The sequence below is a fragment of the Kitasatospora sp. NPDC088548 genome, from assembly GCF_044753005.1.
In the GTDB taxonomy this organism is placed as follows: domain Bacteria; phylum Actinomycetota; class Actinomycetes; order Streptomycetales; family Streptomycetaceae; genus Kitasatospora.
Genome location: NZ_JBIVMI010000006.1, coordinates 210,115 through 227,524, shown reverse-complemented (window position 1 = coordinate 227,524; position 17,410 = coordinate 210,115). Strand labels below are relative to the sequence as shown.

Below are 17,410 nucleotides of genomic sequence, written 5' to 3'. Positions count from 1 at the left end.
CGCCACGGGCCGGCCGGCTCCCCCGGTCAAACCGCCGGGACGTGCACGGGAGGCGCCGCGGACAACAGGACGTGACAGGGCCTCACAGGCCCACGGGGACGGCCCGTCCGGCGGCGCCGTACGGCCCCCTCAAACCACCCGTCACGGGCTCGCCGGCTGCGGCTGCGGCCGCGGCCGGCAGAGGTAGAACAGCTCGGGGTCGCCCTCATCGAGACCGTGGAGAAAACCAACCTGGCTCCATCCGGCTCGCCAAAGAAGCCGCCGCATCGGCCGGTTGGAGACGTTCGTCGAGGTGAACAGCCTCGGGGTCGTACACGAGTCGGCGACCGCCTCCAGCAACCGGTGACCGACACCCCTGCCACGGGCCGGCGGCGCCACCATCAGCATCGTGACGAAACCCTGCTCGAAGAACGTGTACTCAAGCACGCAGTACCCCAGCAGACCGGACACGTCCTCCGCCACGATCACCAGGCCCTGCCGGCACCACCGCCGGATACTCGCCCGCCGCCCGACGTCACCCCCGGCCGCGACCACATCGATCCCGGCCAGCGCCTCCGACTCCGACCCGCACGCACGACGCACAACAAACCCGCCCGGGCCGACCCCATCCACGGCCCCATGCCACCCAGCCCACACCCGGACCCCGCCCATCGACCAGACCGTCAGTCAGTCAGGACCGGGAACACCCTGTTCAAGCAGACGCCGGGCCGGAGCCTCGGGCGACTGCGCGCAGTTGCCCGAGGCTCCGCCGATGCAATGGACTGACGGCACGCGAGTCGGTGCGGTCGTCGGCCGGGAACTGCGGGAAGGCCGCCCTGTTCAGTGGGCGTTGTGTCGTTACAGGCGGAAGGGGTTCGCTCCTGAGCCCGCCAGCAGGTACCAGGCGGTGGCGCCGGTGTGGCGTGAGGCGTAGTAGAGGTCGCCCTGGCCGGTTTCGAGTCCGTCGCTGGAGGCGGCGACGATGGCGTGCCCGTCGTTGTTGGGAGCTGAGGTCTGAGCGTCTTCCAGGGTCTTCTGGAGGATCGCGGCCTTGTCGCCGTCGCCGGGAGCGCTGCGGGCGTGGTAGGCGGCCAGAAGGTGGGCGGTGCCTTCGAACCAGACCTTGGAGCTGTAGAGCTGCACCAGGTCGGGACGGTAGGAGTTGGGGTTGGCGAAGCCGATCCCGGTGAAGATCCCGTCGGTCGCCTTGATATTCTGCGCTGCCCAGTCCACCGAGCGGGAGAAGTCCGGGCTGAGGGTTGCCAGGTAGCTCCAGATCTGTACGTCGGCCGGGATGGTGTCCTGGTTGATGCTGGCGCCGTCATTGCCGGTGCCGGTCCACAGGCGGCCGTCGTCGGCCTGCATGCTCTTCACGAAGGCGAAGGCGGTGTTCGACCCGTCGCGCCATTTCTGGACGCCGGTGATATCCGCGAGCATGCCGAAGAGCGCGCCGACGTCGATGTTGTGCTCGGTGGCCTTCCAGGTCTTCTTGACCATTGCGGTGCCGTTCTCCGAGGTATCGGCGTAGCCGCCGGTGTAGCCCGGGATGCCGCCGCCGTCGTAGGCGTTGGCCTGGATCCACTCGGCCGCCTTGAGCGCGCCGTCGAGGTACTTGTTGTCTCCCGTCGCCCGGTACAGGTGGCAGAACGCCATTCCCGCCCACGCCATGTTCCCGGTGTACACCGACCAGCCGCCGATGTAGGGGGTTCCGACGGGGTAGTCCCGGCCGAGGGTCGTGATGAACGGGTCGGGCAGATAGGAGGCGCGGATCCTGCCGTCGGTCCTGGTCATGACTTCGTTGGCGGTGGCGGGGTCGTGCTGCTGGGCGTAGAGCAGGCTGTCGCCGAGTCGGATCGCGCGTTCGGGGTCACGGCGGGACCCCTGGAGCAGCGCGGCGATGACGACCGCGTTGTCGTAGGTGAAGGAGGTCTGGTAGCCGTCGGGAAAGTCGCCGGTGTCGTCGAAGTGGCCGCCGGTGTAGCTTCGCGGCACTCCCAGGGGACGGGCGCTGTCGACGTGGGCGTCCAGGACCCCTTGGAGGTAGGAGTAGGCGGCGTTCAGCGAACCGCCGGGTGCGTCGGCGACGGGTTTGTTCGAAACGACCTCGTTCGGGGTGCCGCCGTAGCCCGGGGTGTCGCCCTGGTAGGTGTACTGGTTGAGTGCTTGAACGGCACTCAGCGGGTTGCCCAGCTCGTACATGTCCACGGCGAGGTAGTTCGGCTTCTTGCGTGCGGCCGGGGTGCAGAACCGTTCGGCGCGGTTGAGGACCTTTTCGTTGTCGGCTTTCGCCGCCGTGTCGAACAGTGGGGCGTCACGGAAGTGATTCATGACGAACAGGCGCCGGAACCCCTTCTCTTCTTTCGCGAGGGGGATCTCGTTCCACCGGGACTTGCAGGTCCAGTCCGAGTTCCCGACGGGGCCGCCTATGGTCCAGTAGTTCTCGACGGTCCAGTCCTTCTGGAACATGAAGCCGACGTTCCGGCTCGGGTCGTCAGGGAAGAGGTCCGTCTTGTCGTCGCGGTCGGAGAAGAGGATCAGGCGCTTCCCGCTCGACCGCAGCGCCGACAGCGTGGGCCAGCCCTTGGCCCTCACCTCGAATCCGGGCTTGCCGTCCGTCGGGTTGTCGTCGAGCGGGTCGAACACCAGGCCGTCGAGTTGGCCGCCGGCCCCCAGTTGGCCGCCGACCTCGGCGCGCATCTGCTCGGCGGTGGTGTAGTCCTCGACGAAGGCGGTGACGATCTCGTTCTCGTTGCCCGGGGCCTTGAGGAAGTTGGCGATGTCGGTGAGGACGTAGGACATCGGTTTGCCACCGTCGTCACCCATACAGGTTTCGTGGCACATCCGGACTTTGCCGTTGTTGTAGTGGGCGTCGAGCATCAGAGCCCGTACTCCGCCCTGGAGCTGGTTCGCGATGGACTGGTTCTGATTGGCCACGAACCAGGCGTGGCCGTTGGTGTCAGGGGTGTTGTTGAAGGAATTGTGCGTGGTCAGGAAGGTCATCTGATCGAGTGTCCGGTCGCCGTCGGCCGGCATGGCGCCGTGCGGGAACGCGACCGGAGTGACGTACCACTGCTGGCGGTCGCCGCTGACCGTGATGGGCGAGAAGGTGACCTCGCCGGACAGGTCCAGCGGCGTCTCCAGGGTCTCCTGGGGGTGTTGCGCCGGATGGATGCGGTAGCGCTCACCCTTCACCCGGTCGAAGATCCAGTCGGTGCTCGGGTCGGCGCAGTTCTGCTGGAACGCCAGGCGCGCGTTGCCTGCGGTGTCGGAACTACGGCTCATGCAGCCGTCCTTGGTGAGGCTTCGCACCCTGTAGGTGCCGGCGCCGGACTGTTCCAGCTTCCACTGCTGGTTGTCCTCGTCACCCTTGGGCGGCGTCGCGCGGAAGAGGATCTCGGTGCCGGAGATCTGGAAGCCACTGCCTCCGGCGAGGCCCTGGCTGCCTCCGTCGCCCTGCCCGTCTCCGATGCTCTGGAACACCACCGGTTGTCCGAGCGGAGGCGTCAGCACTTCTGCCGAGGCCGGGGCCGGGGACAGACCGGTGACCGATGCCCCCGCGAGCAGGACGGCCGACACGGGCCACGCCGCCCGTCGTTGAATAAATCGCCTCATGGAGAGCCTTTGTGTGATGGCGGTGTGCACATGCGTGTGCGCGGCCAGCAGATCATGAATGCCCCTGCCCGGACCAGGCTGTACTGCCGACAGAAGTGGCCGGTGGCACAGTTCTTCCGGCCGGCATCGACTCTTCCGGCGGGCATCGGCTACCGCGGGTGATCACCGCGCGGACGATCCCGACCCGGCGGGTCGCCGACCTGGTCAGAGAGTCGATCGGCGTGGCCGGACTCCAGGCCGAGAACGGCAGGCCGCGCTCGGCCGCGAGCGCCGCCCCGGTGTCCGGGGCGGGAGAGCGGAGCACACCGTACCCCCGTTGACAAGGCCTCTGCCAGAACGTCCGATTATCGATCGTGCCGGGAAGAGGAATTGACCGTCCATCAGTTGACGGAGAAGGCGGGCCCGGCCCGCGCAGATTCGATCTCGATCAGCCGAAGAACGACCAGGAGACAACCGTGCGCATACTCTTCACCGGCCCGGCCGCGCCCAGCCACCTGTTCCCGATGGTGCCGACCGCACAGGCCCTGCGGGCCGCCGGGCACGAGATCCTGTTCGCCAGCCCGAAGCCCATGGATCAGCTCCGGGCGGCCGGCTTCCCGATCGTCGAGATCGGCGACGGCCGACCGCTCCGGGAGGCGTTCGAGGTCGTCGCCGGTGAGGATGCGCACTACGCCATGCCGGAGCTGGCTCAGGAGCAGATCCTCGATCTGGCCGCCACCGCCTTCGCCTACGCCTCCCGATCCACCGTGGACGGCCTGCTGGCCACCGCCGACGAGTGGGACGCCGACCTGCTGATCCACGACTCCTGCCTGGCCTCCGCCCAGCTGGTCGCGGCCAAGCTCAAGATCCCGGCGGCGCTGCAGAACTTCGGCTTCACCTCCGGCCTCGACATGGCCGCGCGACTGGCCGGCCACTTCACCGACCTCTACGAGGCACACGGCGTCGCCGCCCCTGCCGAGTCCACCCCGCTGAACATCGTCCCGGCCGCGCTCGGCGGCGACCCGGGCGGCCTGCGGATGCGCTATCTCCCCTACAACGGCGGTGGCGTGGTCCCCGCCGGCCTGCTGCGCCGCGGCGCCCGACCGCGGGTCGCCGTCACCCTGGGTACCGTGGTCGCCGAGATGGACGGCCTGCACGCCATCGCCCGCCTGATCGAAGCCGCCGCCTCGGTCGACGCCGAGTTCCTGCTCGCCGTCGGCGACGCCGACCTCACCCTCCTCGGCACACTCCCGGCCAATGTCCGCCCGCTGCCGTGGGTCCCGCTGGCGGAGTTGCTGCGCGTCTGCGACGCGGTGGTCCACCACGGCGGCTCCGGCAGCACGCTCACCGGTCTGCAGGCCGGCGTGCCCCAGCTCCTCCTCCCCCAGGGCGCCGACAACTTCGCCGTCGCCGACATCCTCACCGCCACCGGTGCCGCCCTGCGCTCCGCCTCCGACGACGTCGACACCCCCCTCCTCACCCGCCTCGTCACCGACCCGGGGCTCCGCGACGCCGCCGCCCGCCTCCGGGCCGAGAACGACGCCCTCCCCACCCCCGCCGCCCTCGTCCCCGCCATCGAAGCCCTCGCGACCGCCCCCCGCTGACCCGCACAGCCCCGGAGAACGCCAGAGCCGCAGGTCGGACGACCTGCGGCTCTGCCGGATGGGGCAGGCGACGGAAACCGAATCCGACGCACCCCACAAACCCCTTGGCACTATGGCGAATTCACCGGATCCCGCACGAATCCGCGCCCGCCCCCACCCGAAGCCAAGGTGCGACGCGCCCTTCACCCACTACCCGGCGACGGCCCGGAGCCGGCCCGGGCCCCAGGCCCTCGCCGTCCTGCGGCCCGTGCCCGGCAGTACGCCCGCCTCGGTCAGTACACCGGGAACGACTCCCCGCCCGGACAGAACGGCGCGCCCTCCGCCCGCAGCGCCGTGTCCAGCGCGGCCAGCGCTCCCGGGCGGCTCTCCCGCACCCGGCCCGTTCCGGCCAGCGACGCCAGGGCCGTTCCACCCAGGTAGGCGGAGCCGAGATCGGCCACCGGCAGCGCCAACTCCGCCTCCCGATCGGTGCGTTCGCACAGCGCCGGCCGACCGGCCCCGGCGCGCAGCAGGTACCGGCCGGTGTTCCAGGGGCAGAAGGCGTCCTCGACCTCGATCACCGTCTCCACCGGCGCCACGTACGGGCGCGCCGCCAGGGCGCGTGCCACGTCCACCAGGCGTACCCAGAGCCGGTCCACCACCGTGCTGCGCAGGGCCCGTGGGTCGCGCAGGAGATACGGCAGCGCCTCGTCCACCGCGCCCTCGTGGGTGAGCCGGTCGAACAGGTCGACACCGATGAGGTGGCCCCAGAGCCGCGCATACGCCTGCGGGCTCGCCGCGGCGAGCTCCACGACCCGCACCGTGCCGCCGCCGGCGTCACCGTTACCGCTGAACGCCTGGCGCGCGGCGGACTTGAGGCGGTAGAGGGCGTAGCCGGTGGGGGTGCCGTCCACATCGTGGTGGACGGCGTGGCGCAGGGCGGTCGCGCCGTCCCGGATCCGGGGCTCGTCGTACAGGCGGACGTCCCAGAGCGGGGTGGTGCGCCGCGGCCAGCCGGTCCGGGTCCGCCGCACCCCGTCGTACACCGCCTCCACCGCCGGGCGGGCGCGGTCGGCGTCCAGCAGCCGCACCCGCCCGGTGCCCGGTGCCCAGGCGTACCGACGGGCCGGCCGGTGGTCAGCGGCGCGTGGCGGTCACCACGGTCGCGTCCAGGTCCTCGCACCAGGAGAGGGCCGTGTCCAGCCCGGCCGCCCCCGCCACCGCGAGGGCCTCCGGCGCCTGCCGCTCGCTGGTCTCGAACAGCAGCGAACCGCCCGGGGCCAGCCACTCCGGGGCCTGCCCCGCCACCCGGCGCAGCACGTCCAGGCCGTCCGCACCGCCGTCCAGCGCGGGGCGCGCCTCGTGCAGGCGGGCCTCCGCCGGCAGCAGTTCGATGTCGGCGGTCGGGACATAGGGCACGTTGGCCAGCAGCACAGTGATCCGGCCCCGCAGGGCCGCCGGCAGTGGCTCGAAGAGATCGCCCTGGAACACCCGGCCCCCGACGGCGGCCAGGTTCCGGCGCGCGCACCGCACGGCGGCCTCGTCGACGTCCGCCGCGTACACCTCGACCGGGAGTCCGACCGCCGTCACCAGAGCCGCTGCCAGTGCGCCGCTGCCGCAGCACAGGTCGACCACCAGCGCGTCCGCGCCCGTCAGCCCGGCCGCGGTGCTCACCAGGAACTCGCTGCGGCGCCGGGGGACGAACACGCCGTCGTCCACGCTGATCCGCAGGCCCCCGAACTCGGCCCAGCCGACGACGTGCTCCAGCGGACGGCCCTGCGCCCTGGACCGGACCATGCCCGCCAGCTGAGCCGGTGTGGTGGCGGCGGCGAGCAGGATGCGCGCCTCGTCCTCGGCGAACACGCACCCCGCCGCCCGCAGCCGGGCGGCGACCGACGAACGCAGCAGCACAGAAGAGAAAACCGACAAGAGAACCCCTCAAAGAAAAGGCGGAACAATCCGCCAGGGCTCCCCACAAGGCCGTCACCGAACCGGCGCGGCGCGCTATGCGCTCGGCGCCACGCCCACACGGCCGTTCCCGGGGAGCACCCGCTCCGACACACCGGTAATGGGTCTCACCTCCCCAAGATCGCGATCACATTCGGCACCGGTCACCCTACCCCACCCGGGCACCGCCCTTCGCCGGGCGGGGGAAGGGGCCCGGGTGGGTCTCCAGCTGCGGTGACCCGCCTCCACCGCGCCCGGCAGACACCGTTCCCCGACGGCGTGCCGGGCGACCTCGACGGCGTCAAACGCTTCTTCGGCCACGGAGAGGTGACGCGCCTCGACCATGCGGGGCGTCGCACCCGTGACCGGCGGCGGGCCGACGTGGCAGGCCTGGGCCCGGGCCCCCGGGCAGGGGCGGAAGCGGAAGCCAGAGCCGAAGCCGGAGCCGGAGCCGGAGCCGCGGATGTCAGCCGAGCTGACCGGCGACCAGGACGGCGAACTCCTCCGGGGTGACGATCCGGATGCCCAGCTCCTCCGCCTTGGCGCGCTTGGAGCCGGCCTTCTCCCCGGCGACCAGCAGCGTGGTGCGCTTGGAGACGGACGAGGAGGCCCTGCCGCCGGCGCGCTCGACGAGTTCGTTCACCGCGTTGCGGGACAGCTCGGCCAGGGCGCCGGTCATGGCACCGGTGACGACCACGTGCTGGCCGGCCAGCGGTCCCGCCGCCGCTCCGCCCTCGGCCCCCTCGGCCCCGTCCTCCGCCCCGTCCTCCACCCCGTCGGCTGCCGCCGTGGACCCGCCGGCCCTGGCCGGTACGACGGGCGCGGTGACCGCGGTACCGACGCTCTGTGCGGTGAGCCGGTCCAACAGGACCGCCACCTCGGCGAGTTCGGCGACGATCACGGCGGCCTTCTCGACACCGATGCCGTCGACCTCGGCGAGCGCCTCGGCGTCGGCCGCCCGGATCGCCGCCAGCGCGCCGAAGTGCGCGGCGATCCGGCGGGACATCGTGCGGCCCGTGCCCCGGATCCCGAGCGCGCAGAACACCCGGTTGAGGGGCTGCGCGCGGGCGGTCTCGATGGCCGCGAGGAGCTTGTCGGCGCTGGTGTCGCCCATCCGGTCCAGGGTGAGGAGCTGCTCCCTGGTGAGGGTGAAGAGGTCGGCGAGGTCGGTGACCAGTCCGGCCTCGACGAGCTGGACGGCCCGGGTGCCGCCAAGGCCCTCGATGTCGAGCTGGTCGCGGCCGGCCGCGTAGATGATCGAGGCGACGGTCTGGCAGGCGCGGCCACGCACACAGCGCCAGCGCTGCTCGGAGGTGTCGATGGCGTCCCCGCACCGTGGGCAGACCTCGGGGAAGACGACCGGCTGCTCGGCACCGGTGCGCTGGTCCGCCAGCGGGGCCTCGACCCGGGGGATGACATCACCCGCGCGGTAGACGAAGACCTGGTCGCCGATCATCAGGCCCCGGCGCTCGATGTCCGCCGGGTTGTGCAGGGTGGCGTAGGTGACGGTGACGCCGTCGATCACCACCGGTTCCAGGACGGCGCGGGGCGCGATGATGCCCGTCCGGCCGACGTTCCACTCCACGCCGAGCAGCCGGGTGACCTTGTGCTGGGCCTGGAGCTTGCGCGCGACCGCCCAGCGCGGGGCGCGGGAGCCGGACCCGGCCTGCTCCTGGTCGGCGACCGCGTCCGCCTTGACCACGACCCCGTCGATCCCGAACGGCAGGGCGGCGCGCAGGGCGGCGATCTCGTCGATCCGCTGCTGCGCCTCGGCGAGGGTGGCACAGCGCCGGGGGTCGGCCGCGGTGCCAGCGGCGGTGTGGGCACCGAGCCCGGCGAGGCGGGCCAGGAGCTCGCCGTGGTCGAGGCCGGGCAGGCCGAGGGCGTCGTAGGCGAAGAAGGTCAGCTCGACGCGGTAGGGGCGGTCCTTGGCGCGCAGAGTCCCGGCGGCGCCGCTGCGGGGGTGGGCGAAGGCCGTCGCGCCGTGGGCGGTGCGGACGGCGTTGGCGTGCTCGAACTGCTCGTGGGTGAGCAGGACTTCGCCGCGCAGCTCGACGTCGAGCGGTTCGGCGAGCCGGCCGGGCAGACCGAGAACGGCATCGGCGGCGTGGGTGATGTCCTCGCCCGCGAGACCGTCGCCGCGGGTCAGGACCTGGGTGAGGCGGCCGGCCCGGTAACGGGCGGCGACGGCGAGGCCGTCCAGCTTCGGCTCGACGCACCAGGCGGTCACCGGCCGGCCGAGGCGGCGCTCCAGACCGGCCGCCCAGGAGTCCAGCTCCTCCGCCGAGAAGACGTTGTCGAGCGAGAGCATCGGCACCGAGTGCGGAACGTCGCCGACCACCGCGCCGCCGGCGACCTTGCCGGTCGGGGAGTCGGGGAGCACCTCCTGCGGGTGCTCGCGCTCGTAGGCCTCGATCGTGCGCACCAGGGCGTCGTACTCGTCGTCGCCGAGCGGGGTGGTGCCGTCGGCGTAGTAGGCCGCGGCCGCGCGCACGGCGGTGGCGACGGCATCGGCGTAGGCGTCCGGGGAGGCCAAGACAGCGGGAGAGGCCAGGGTGGCTGCGTCCTTCATACCGCCATCATGGCGACTCGCACTGACATTCGCCCCGCACCGGCCGGCGTCAGCGGGGCGGGGGCCCGGTCCGGTAGGCGCCCACCGCGCCCGGGGGCACCAGGCAGGGCAGCAGCCATTCCCAGAGCGCCTCGACCCGGCGCGAGAGCTCCTCCCGACCGCACCCGCCGCCGGACACCACCTCCAGCCCGCACGCCGCCGTCACCACCAGCGTCTCGGGCCCGACCCCGCCCGAGCGGTCCCGCAGCTCCCCCAACCTGCGTGCCGCGGAGAGCAGTTCCCGCACCATGCCCGCCCATACCGCGTGGAAGCCCTCCACCCCGGACATGGAGCCGACCGGCCCGGTCCCGCCCTGCCACACCCCGCCCTCGCGGCCGAGGCGGAACGCCGCCCGCGTCACCGCGTCCGACTCCAGCGACTCGACCAGCCAGTACCCGGCGTCGATCACCGCCTGCAGCGGCGACGCACCGGCCCGCAGCGTGCCGCAGGCCGCACGCATCGAGCCCTCGGCGCGCTCCAGCACCGCCCGCGCCAACTCCTCCTTGGAGGCGAAGTGGAAGTAGAGCGCCCCCTTCGTCACTCCGGCCGCCCCCGCGATCTGGCCCAGCGTCGCCCCCGCGTAGCCGCTTCTGTCGAAGAGCGCCGCACCCGCCTCGACCAGACGTCCCCGTGTCCGCTCCGACCTCTCCTGCACCACCGAACCCACAACCCTTCACACCCGCAAGCACATCAGGACCGCCGCCGTACCCGCGCCCGGACTGGCGCCGACTCTCGCCCGACCCGGGTGAGGCGTCCGCCGCCCGGAGCACCCTCGCCCCCGGTACCCGCCACCACCTCCGCCCGCTCCGACTCCCCACGCTCCGGCCCCGCCATCAGAACCGAACGCCGCAACCGCCGCAACCCCGCCGACGGCTCCATCCCCAACTCCCGCACCAACGCCCCCCACCGAGGAGGCCCGACCGACCCTCGGCCCCCGCACCCGACACCGCCCCCGGAAACGGCGAAGGCGGCGCCGGACCTCACCGGTCACGCGCCGCCGCCGAATCCCCCTGCCCAGCAAGGACGTTCACGGAGTGACAACACGGGCGAGCCCTACCGGCCCACGTGCCGCCCCCGGCACCACTACGCCACGCCGACGCCCTCCGCCGCCACATCGGCCACCGCCGCCGCACGGGCCGCCGCGACCTCCGCCACGACCTGCGCTCCGCGGTCCGGCCCCATCAGCAACGAGCCCAGGACGCCCGGCACCGCGATGCTCGGCATCACATGCTGGAACAGACCCGCCACCCGACGCTCCAGGTCCACCCGCCCCGACAACTTCTGCGACTGGATCTGCACCCCCGCCCACGACGCCGTCACCAGCCACGCCGAATCCGCCGGCACCACATGCGGCAACAGTTCCCCCCGCTCCCCCGCCGCCACCAGCAACCCCTCCAACCGCACGATCCACCCCGGAACCACACCCCCACCCAGATCCCCGAACGCATCCTGGCCCAACGACAACCGTGCCCCCGCACTCAACAGCGGATCCCGCGGCATCAGATGCGCCACCACCATCCCCGTATCCACGAACTCCTGCAGCTTGCAAACCCGTTCAGGAATCTCCTCCTGAACAAACTGCTCCTCCACCACCCCCTGCGCCAACTCCCGCTTCGACGCGAAATGGAAGTACACCGCCCCCCGCGTCACCCCCGCCCGCGCCACCACCTCACCAATCGTCGCCCCCTCATACCCGAACTCATCGAAAACCGACGCCGCCGCCTCCAGAATCGCCCGACGCGTCCGCACCGCCCGCTCCTGCCGCACCACCACAACCACCCCACCCTGCGCACCTGGAAAACAAAACCAAACACCCCGTATCTTAACAAGCAGCCACCGTCGGGCCACAAGGACGTGACCATGAATCGCCACATCCTCATCACCGGCACCACCGGCTTCATCGGCACCGCCGCCACCCGGGCCGCCCTGCACACGCCAGGGCGCCGGCCGCGCCCCCTCCACCACCGCACCGCTCCCGTGGTCCCCGCCGACCGGGCGGACCTCGCCGACCCGCACCACCCCGAACTCCTCACCGATTCACGCGCATAGAAACCGGATATTCGGTATGCAATCCGCGAAGTCCGGCTTGCGGCCGGGCCGATCCGCGGGGCACCCGAACTTCCTGGCGGCCGCGAGCCCACCATTGCTACCCTCTGCCCCATGTCGAGCCCTGAGGCGTCAAGACGCTGACCACCACCGGCCGCCGCACGCGCGGCCCCTGGTGGTACCGCGAGCGCGTTCACCGGCGGATCCGGCCGTTGCCCGGGTCCGCTGCCGGGGTTTTTCGACATGGTTGCGGGGTTTGCTGTGCCCTTCGTTCTCTATCTGCTCGCCCTGGCGGTCTTCGCCCAGGGGACTTCCGAGTTCATGCTGTCCGGTCTCGTGCCGGACCTCGCCGACGACCTCCAGGTGTCCGTCCCGGCCGCCGGAGCGCTGAGTTCGGCATTCGCCGCCGGGATGGTCGTGGGGGCGCCGCTGATGGCGGCGGTCGGGAGCCGCTGGTCGCAGCGGCGCGCGCTGGCGACCTTTCTCGGCGCCTTCCTGCTCGTTCATGTGATCGGTGCGGCCACCAGCAGCTACCCGGTGCTGCTCGCCTGCCGGGTGGTCGCCGCGCTCGGTAACGCCGGCTTCCTCGCCGTGGCCCTCAGCACGGCCGTCGGGCTGGTCGCGCCGAACGCCAAGGGGCGCGCCACCGCCGTGCTGCTGGGCGGCACCACCATGGCCTGCGTCGTAGGTGTGCCGGCGGGCGCCCTGCTCGGACAGGTGTGGGGGTGGCGCGCCGCCTTCTGGGCGGTGGCAGTGGTGACGGCACCGGCCCTGATCGCCGTCCTGAGGTCACTGCCCCGCCCGACGGCCGACACCGCGGCCGAGCAGCCGAAGGCTCCCTCCCCTCGCGATGAACTGCGCGCCCTGCGCCGGCCTCGGCTGGTCCGCATCCTGCTGCTCGCCGCCCTGGTGAACGGCGCCACGTTCTGCGGTTTCACCTACCTCGCGCCCCTCGTCACGACCGTCACCGCCATCACGCCCGGATGGGTCCCGGCGGTGCTGGCGCTCTTCGGGCTGGGTGCCTTCGCCGGCGTCACCACGGCGGGCCGCCTGGCCGACACCCGGCCCGGCCTCCTGCTGCCGGCGGGCGGGGCGGTTCTGCTCACCGCCTGGTCGGCCTTCGCGATGACCGCCGACGAGCCGGTCGCCGCCCTCGGACTGGTCCTGCTCCTGGGCTCGTTCTCCTTCGCCGTCGGCGCCACGCTGGTCGCGGAGGTCCTCTACGCGGCACCGGACGCCCCGACGCTCGCGGGCGCCTTCGCCACCGCCGCGTTCAATGCCGGGGCGACGGCCGGCCCGCTCCTCGGCGGCACCGCCATCGACGCGGGCCTCGGCTACCGCTCGCCGCTCTGGGTCAGCGCGGTGCTGGTCGCGGCCGCCCTGCCGCTGGTCCGCACGGTGGGCAGGCGGTAGCCCGGGCACGATGGAACGCCCTAGGATCCGGTGCCACATGATGGTCTGTACCACCGGAAGGCGGGGGACGTCCCGATGCCGATGCACGACGACGGGCTGCAAAAGGGCGGGCGGCTGGAGGTCCCCTTCGAGGGGCTGGCGGAGGAGACCGGACCGGCGACCTGGGGGCAGCGGACGATCTGGGCACCGATCTCCTGGTACGCGCCCGACGACCACTACTTCAACATCGCGCTGCCGCTGGAACTGCGCCGTCCCGTCGAACCGGAGGCGTTCGGGGCGTCGCTGCGGGCGCTGCTGGAGCGGCACGAGTCCCTGCGCACCCTGTACCGCCTGGCACCCGACGGCTCGCTGGAGCAACGGCTGCACGGGCGGGGCATACTGCCCGTCCGGCTGGTTCCGGCCCCGGCCGGCGAGCCGGTGGCCACCGCCCTGGGGCGCGTCGCCACGCAGGACAGGGCGGTCCGTTTCGAACTGCTCGGGGACGGGCTGCCGTTGCGGGTCAGCGCGGTGCTGGTGGACGGCCTGGTGGCGGGAGCGGTGCTGACCGTGGCGCACATCGCCGCCGACGGCACCGGAGCGCAGGTGGTGCGGGACGACCTGCACCGGCTGCTCGTCCAGGCGCGGCGGCGCCCGGGCACCCTGCCGCCGCCACCACCGGGCCGCCGGCCGAGGGAACAGGCCGCGTACGAGGCCGGCCCGCAGGCGGCCGCCCGCAGCAACGCCGCGATCGGCCTCTGGACCCGACAACTCGCCGGGATTCCGGCCTCCCTGTGGCCCGAGGAGGCCGGCCCCGGGGAGGCGGAGCGCTGGTGGGAGGGCGAACTCGTCTGCCCCCGGCTGGACTCGGCGAGCCGGGTGGCGGCGGTCCGCACCGGAACGTCGGCGAGCGCGGTCGTCCTGGCCGCCGTCGGGGTGGAGTTGGGCGAGCGCACGGGTGCCGACGCCGTCCCGCTGAAGGTCATCATGGGCAACCGGGTGAGCGAGGCCCAGCGGACGGCGGTCGGCGCCTTCGCCCAGAACGGCCTTGTCGTCCTGGGGACTTCCGGCGACTTCGACGAACTGGCCCAGCGGGCCTGGCGGTCCCAGATGCAGACCTTCCGGCACGGCCACTACGACCCCGGCGCGCTGGCGGCGGCGGTGGCGGAGGAGGGGAAGCGACGCGGCACCGAACTGGACCTCAACGCGCTCTTCAACGACCACCGCGAACCGGACCGCCCGCCGGGCGGCGGCGCCGCACCGGAGCAGGGGGATCCGGACGGTCTCCCGGCCGGGCGCTTCGGGTGGCGGTCGCGATGGGCCCGGCAGGACTGCAAGTTCTTCTTCGGCCTGGCGCACCGCGACGGCGAGGCGCTCGCCACCCTGCTGGTGGACACCCGGTACTTCCCCGCAGCCGAGGTCGAGCCCTTCCTCCGAGCGGTGGAGGAACGCGTCACCCGGGCCGCGCGCTGACCCAACCCATCGGCCCTGGCGGGCGTTCGCAGCGGACCGGGGTGCTCGCCGCGAACGCCGCCGACGCATCGGGCGGGGACCCGGGTTCCCCCTGAGTCACGCCTGCGGGAAACCGCCGGACACCGCGCGGCACCTGCCGAGGTGCCGTCAGCTCCCTCCCGGGCCGGCCACACCGTGCCCGACCGCCAGGTGCTCGGCGAGCGCGCCGAGGCTGCGCAGGAAGTCGCCGCCGCCGTCGAGGTCGAGGAAGACCTCGAACCGCTCCTCCACCGCGTCCACCAGGCGGAGTTGGGCGAGCGAACCAATGCCCAGCGCGACGAACGGGGTGTCTGCCGCGGCCGTCAGCTCGGCGGCGGTCACGGCTCCGTCGGAGGCCTCGGCGACGAAGCCGGCCAGGATGGTCAGCAGGCCCTCGGCCTGAACGGTGCTCACACGGTCGGTCACAGCTGCTCCTTCACGGCCTCGGCGAGGCCGGTCGCATGGGGGGTGTCGAAGAAGACGTCGAACTCGACGTCCACGCCGTGGGACGTACGGATCCGGGCGGCGGTGTCCACCCGCTCGAAGGTGATCCGCCGCGACAGGTGGAAGCCGGTGCGCGCGGCGCCGAGGCGCTCGGTCAGCCAGACGCCCTGCCGCGAAAGGCCGACGGCGGTGGGGGTGACGGGGGACGGTTCGGGGATGCGGTCGGGCATCGACAGCTCGCTTCGGAGTCGGGAGGTGCCAGGGGAGGGGGAGACGCGCAGGGGCGCTCCGGTCAGACGGCGGGTACGCCGACGCGCCGGGTGACGCCGAGGACGGCGGGTGGGCCGTGAAGGTGGAGGTACGAAGGCGGGAAGGCGGGGCCCTGACGGAGCGGCGGTCCCGGTCAGGCCGGGGCGGCCAGCAGTTCGCGCACGGCGCGCTTGAGCGGCTTACCGCCCTCATTGCGCGGCAGCGTGTCCAGGGTGGTGATCCGGACGGGGATCTCGTGCCCGGCGAGCCGGTCGGCTAGGAAGGCCCGGAGGTCGGCCGGTTCGAACCCGGCGCCGGGGACGGGGACGACGGCCGCACCGACGCTCATCCCGAGGACGGGGTGCGGCAGCCCGACGACGGCCACCTCGGCGACCGCCGGGTGCTCCAGCGCCGCCGCCTCGACCTGGAGGGTGGAGACCTTGTACGCACCGGACTTGATGACATCGGACTCGCGATCCACCAGGTGCAGGTAGCCGTCCTCGTCGAGGAAGCCGACATCGCCCATCCGGACCCAGCCGGTGCGGAAGACCGCCGCGCTCGCCTCGGTGTCACGGTAGTAGGCGCGCTGGGCCCCGGGCGAGCGCAGGTGGACGTCCCCGGTCTCCCCCGGCGGCAGCGGTCGGCCGTCCGGCCCGGCCACCATGACCGTGCCGTGTACGGCCAGGCCGAGTGCGGTCGGGCGGTCCGGGTCGTAGATCATCGCGGTCTGCGCGGGCGCGGCCTCGGTGGAGGTGTAGTAGTTGACCACGGTGGCGTTGGGGAACGCCCGGGTCAGCGCGGCGGCCACGGTGGGCGGCAGCGCGGCGGCGGTCGAGCCGAGCAGTCGTACCGAGGAGAGGTCGTAGCGGGTGTGCACGCCGGCGTTGAGCAGTTCGGCGGCCATCGCGGGGACCACGAACACGCTTCCCACCGACCGCTGTTGGATCAGCCGGGCGAACCGGCCCGGAGTGAAGCGGGTGGCGACCAGGGCGGCCGGGTGTGCGGTGAGCGCGTTGATCAGCATGGTCTGCCCGGCGTTGGTGCCGACCGCGAAGGAGTGCAGGAACTCCTCCGAGTGCGCCAGCGGCCGGTGCCTGGCCGTCGGCCGGGTGCCGTGGACGACGTTGCCGTGGGTGGCGAGGACACCCTTGGGGCGCCCGGTGGTGCCCGAGGTGTAGAGCACCTGGGCCAGGTGCTCGGCGGTGACCTCCGGCAACTCCACGTCCTCCAGAGCCGGTTCGGGCACTTCGGCGGCCAGCTCGGCGGGCCCGGCGACCCACCAGGAACCGCCGGGTACGGTCGCGGCGGGGCCCGCGATCAGGCCGGCGGCCCCGCAGTGGCGCAGCACATAGGCGACCGCCTCGGCCGGCTGGCGGTCCGAGACCGGCACGGCGACGGCGCCGGCCCTGGTCACCGCGCAGTAGTGGACGGCGAATTCGGGCCAGTCGCGCAGTCCGAAGAGCAGGCCGACCCGGTCACCGGGCCGGATTCCGCGCCGGACCAGGGCGGTCGCCGCGGCGGTCGAGCGGTCCTGCCACTGGGCGAAGGTCAGCCGCTGCCCGTCGTCCGTGCTGATCGCCGTGCGGTCGGGCTGTGCCGCCGAGCGGAGCTCCAGCAGACCGTGCACGGTGCGGCCGGCCGGCGGCCCGGCCACCCGGGCCGCACCGGAAGCGGTCCCGCCGACGGCAGTCCCACCGGCAGCGCCCCCATCGGACGCAGTCCCGCCGGAAGCGTTTTCGGCATCGCCAACCGTGGCTCTGTGCATGGAACCTGACACTCTCCCCGTTGCCCCATCAGGCCGGCCCCGAACACCTCTCCATAGGGCATTGGTCCAGACCTGGCTGAGAGAGTGGCACAGCCGAACTCCGAGGGTCAAGGAACTGCCGGAATCTTCCGCGCGAAGAATCCGCAGGTCGTCGGTGCTATGCGCGTAGCACCCGGGGCGGCTCCCCCACCGCGACACCCCACCGGTTCGGCGACGCACGGCCGGACCGGCGTCGCCGCGCCACCGGCCCGCCCGCGCCCGGCAGCACCCGCCAGGACCCAGCTGGGCCGTCCGGGTGAACAACCGCATGCGGGG

At 72.8% G+C, this 17,410-nt stretch carries 14 protein-coding genes; 4 read left to right on the top strand and 10 right to left on the bottom strand.

Features of this window, described 5'->3' with window-relative positions:
* Window positions 1-141: 141 nt before the first annotated feature.
* Together ACIP82_RS11390 and ACIP82_RS11385 are read right to left on the bottom strand one after the other, a co-directional pair.
* Entirely contained in the window at window positions 142-612 is a 471-nt protein-coding gene (locus ACIP82_RS11390; RefSeq protein WP_400653015.1) for a GNAT family N-acetyltransferase, read from the bottom strand.
* A 225-nt stretch (window positions 613-837) separates the two neighbouring features.
* Entirely contained in the window at window positions 838-3,462 is a 2,625-nt protein-coding gene (locus ACIP82_RS11385) for an RICIN domain-containing protein (protein WP_400653013.1), read from the bottom strand.
* A gap of 584 nt (window positions 3,463-4,046) precedes the next feature.
* Here ACIP82_RS11385 and ACIP82_RS11380 point away from each other — a divergent pair.
* Window positions 4,047-5,174 (top strand): nucleotide disphospho-sugar-binding domain-containing protein, encoded by a 1,128-nt coding sequence (locus tag ACIP82_RS11380; protein ID WP_400653011.1) that lies wholly within the window; start codon window positions 4,047-4,049, stop codon window positions 5,172-5,174.
* 272 nt (window positions 5,175-5,446) lie between these two features.
* Here ACIP82_RS11380 and ACIP82_RS11375 read toward each other — a convergent pair whose 3' ends face one another.
* The 5 genes from ACIP82_RS11375 to ACIP82_RS11355 form a co-directional block, all read right to left on the bottom strand.
* Window positions 5,447-6,244, bottom strand: a complete 798-nt coding sequence (locus ACIP82_RS11375) for a sterol carrier protein domain-containing protein (protein ID WP_400653009.1) — start codon at window positions 6,242-6,244, stop codon at window positions 5,447-5,449.
* A gap of 46 nt (window positions 6,245-6,290) precedes the next feature.
* On the bottom strand, window positions 6,291-7,082 hold the full coding sequence (locus ACIP82_RS11370) for a putative protein N(5)-glutamine methyltransferase (RefSeq protein WP_400653007.1): 792 nt from the start codon (window positions 7,080-7,082) through the stop codon (window positions 6,291-6,293).
* 484 nt (window positions 7,083-7,566) lie between these two features.
* Complete coding sequence (gene ligA / locus ACIP82_RS11365) at window positions 7,567-9,672, bottom strand: NAD-dependent DNA ligase LigA (protein ID WP_400653005.1); 2,106 nt, start codon at window positions 9,670-9,672, stop codon at window positions 7,567-7,569.
* A 49-nt stretch (window positions 9,673-9,721) separates the two neighbouring features.
* Window positions 9,722-10,369 (bottom strand): ScbR family autoregulator-binding transcription factor, encoded by a 648-nt coding sequence (locus ACIP82_RS11360; RefSeq protein WP_363612265.1) that lies wholly within the window; start codon window positions 10,367-10,369, stop codon window positions 9,722-9,724.
* A gap of 425 nt (window positions 10,370-10,794) precedes the next feature.
* A complete protein-coding gene (locus ACIP82_RS11355; RefSeq protein ID WP_363612267.1) occupies window positions 10,795-11,484 on the bottom strand; it encodes a ScbR family autoregulator-binding transcription factor in 690 nt (229 codons plus the stop codon).
* 87 nt (window positions 11,485-11,571) lie between these two features.
* Between ACIP82_RS11355 and ACIP82_RS11350 the strand changes: the two genes are divergently transcribed.
* From ACIP82_RS11350 to ACIP82_RS11340, 3 genes are all read left to right on the top strand, one after another.
* Window positions 11,572-11,760 carry a hypothetical protein gene (locus ACIP82_RS11350; protein ID WP_400653003.1) on the top strand — a complete coding sequence of 63 codons (189 nt, stop codon included), beginning with the start codon at window positions 11,572-11,574 and terminating at the stop codon, window positions 11,758-11,760.
* Window positions 11,761-12,018: 258 nt separating this feature from the next.
* Window positions 12,019-13,170, top strand: coding sequence for a Cmx/CmrA family chloramphenicol efflux MFS transporter (locus ACIP82_RS11345; RefSeq protein WP_400653001.1), 1,152 nt, complete (start codon window positions 12,019-12,021; stop codon window positions 13,168-13,170).
* 75 nt (window positions 13,171-13,245) lie between these two features.
* Complete coding sequence (locus ACIP82_RS11340; protein ID WP_400652999.1) at window positions 13,246-14,619, top strand: condensation domain-containing protein; 1,374 nt, start codon at window positions 13,246-13,248, stop codon at window positions 14,617-14,619.
* 147 nt (window positions 14,620-14,766) lie between these two features.
* Here ACIP82_RS11340 and ACIP82_RS11335 read toward each other — a convergent pair whose 3' ends face one another.
* From ACIP82_RS11335 to ACIP82_RS11325, 3 genes are all read right to left on the bottom strand, one after another.
* On the bottom strand, window positions 14,767-15,063 hold the full coding sequence (locus ACIP82_RS11335; protein WP_400652997.1) for a phosphopantetheine-binding protein: 297 nt from the start codon (window positions 15,061-15,063) through the stop codon (window positions 14,767-14,769).
* A complete protein-coding gene (locus ACIP82_RS11330; RefSeq protein WP_363612277.1) occupies window positions 15,060-15,311 on the bottom strand; it encodes a hypothetical protein in 252 nt (83 codons plus the stop codon). Before ACIP82_RS11330 ends, ACIP82_RS11335 begins: the two co-directional genes overlap by 4 nt.
* Before the next feature lie 173 nt (window positions 15,312-15,484).
* The gene (locus ACIP82_RS11325) at window positions 15,485-16,984 is read right to left on the bottom strand and encodes a class I adenylate-forming enzyme family protein (protein ID WP_363612279.1); all 1,500 of its coding nucleotides are present in this window, start codon (window positions 16,982-16,984) and stop codon (window positions 15,485-15,487) included.
* Window positions 16,985-17,410: the final 426 nt, after the last annotated feature.

Coding starts and splice junctions, on each gene's coding strand:
- ACIP82_RS11340 (WP_400652999.1), top strand. CDS start 13,246: ATGCCGATGCACGACGACGGGCTGCAAAAGGGCGGGCGGCTGGAGGTC.
- ligA (WP_400653005.1), bottom strand. CDS start 9,672: ATGAAGGACGCAGCCACCCTGGCCTCTCCCGCTGTCTTGGCCTCCCCG.
- ACIP82_RS11350 (WP_400653003.1), top strand. CDS start 11,572: ATGAATCGCCACATCCTCATCACCGGCACCACCGGCTTCATCGGCACC.
- ACIP82_RS11330 (WP_363612277.1), bottom strand. CDS start 15,311: ATGCCCGACCGCATCCCCGAACCGTCCCCCGTCACCCCCACCGCCGTC.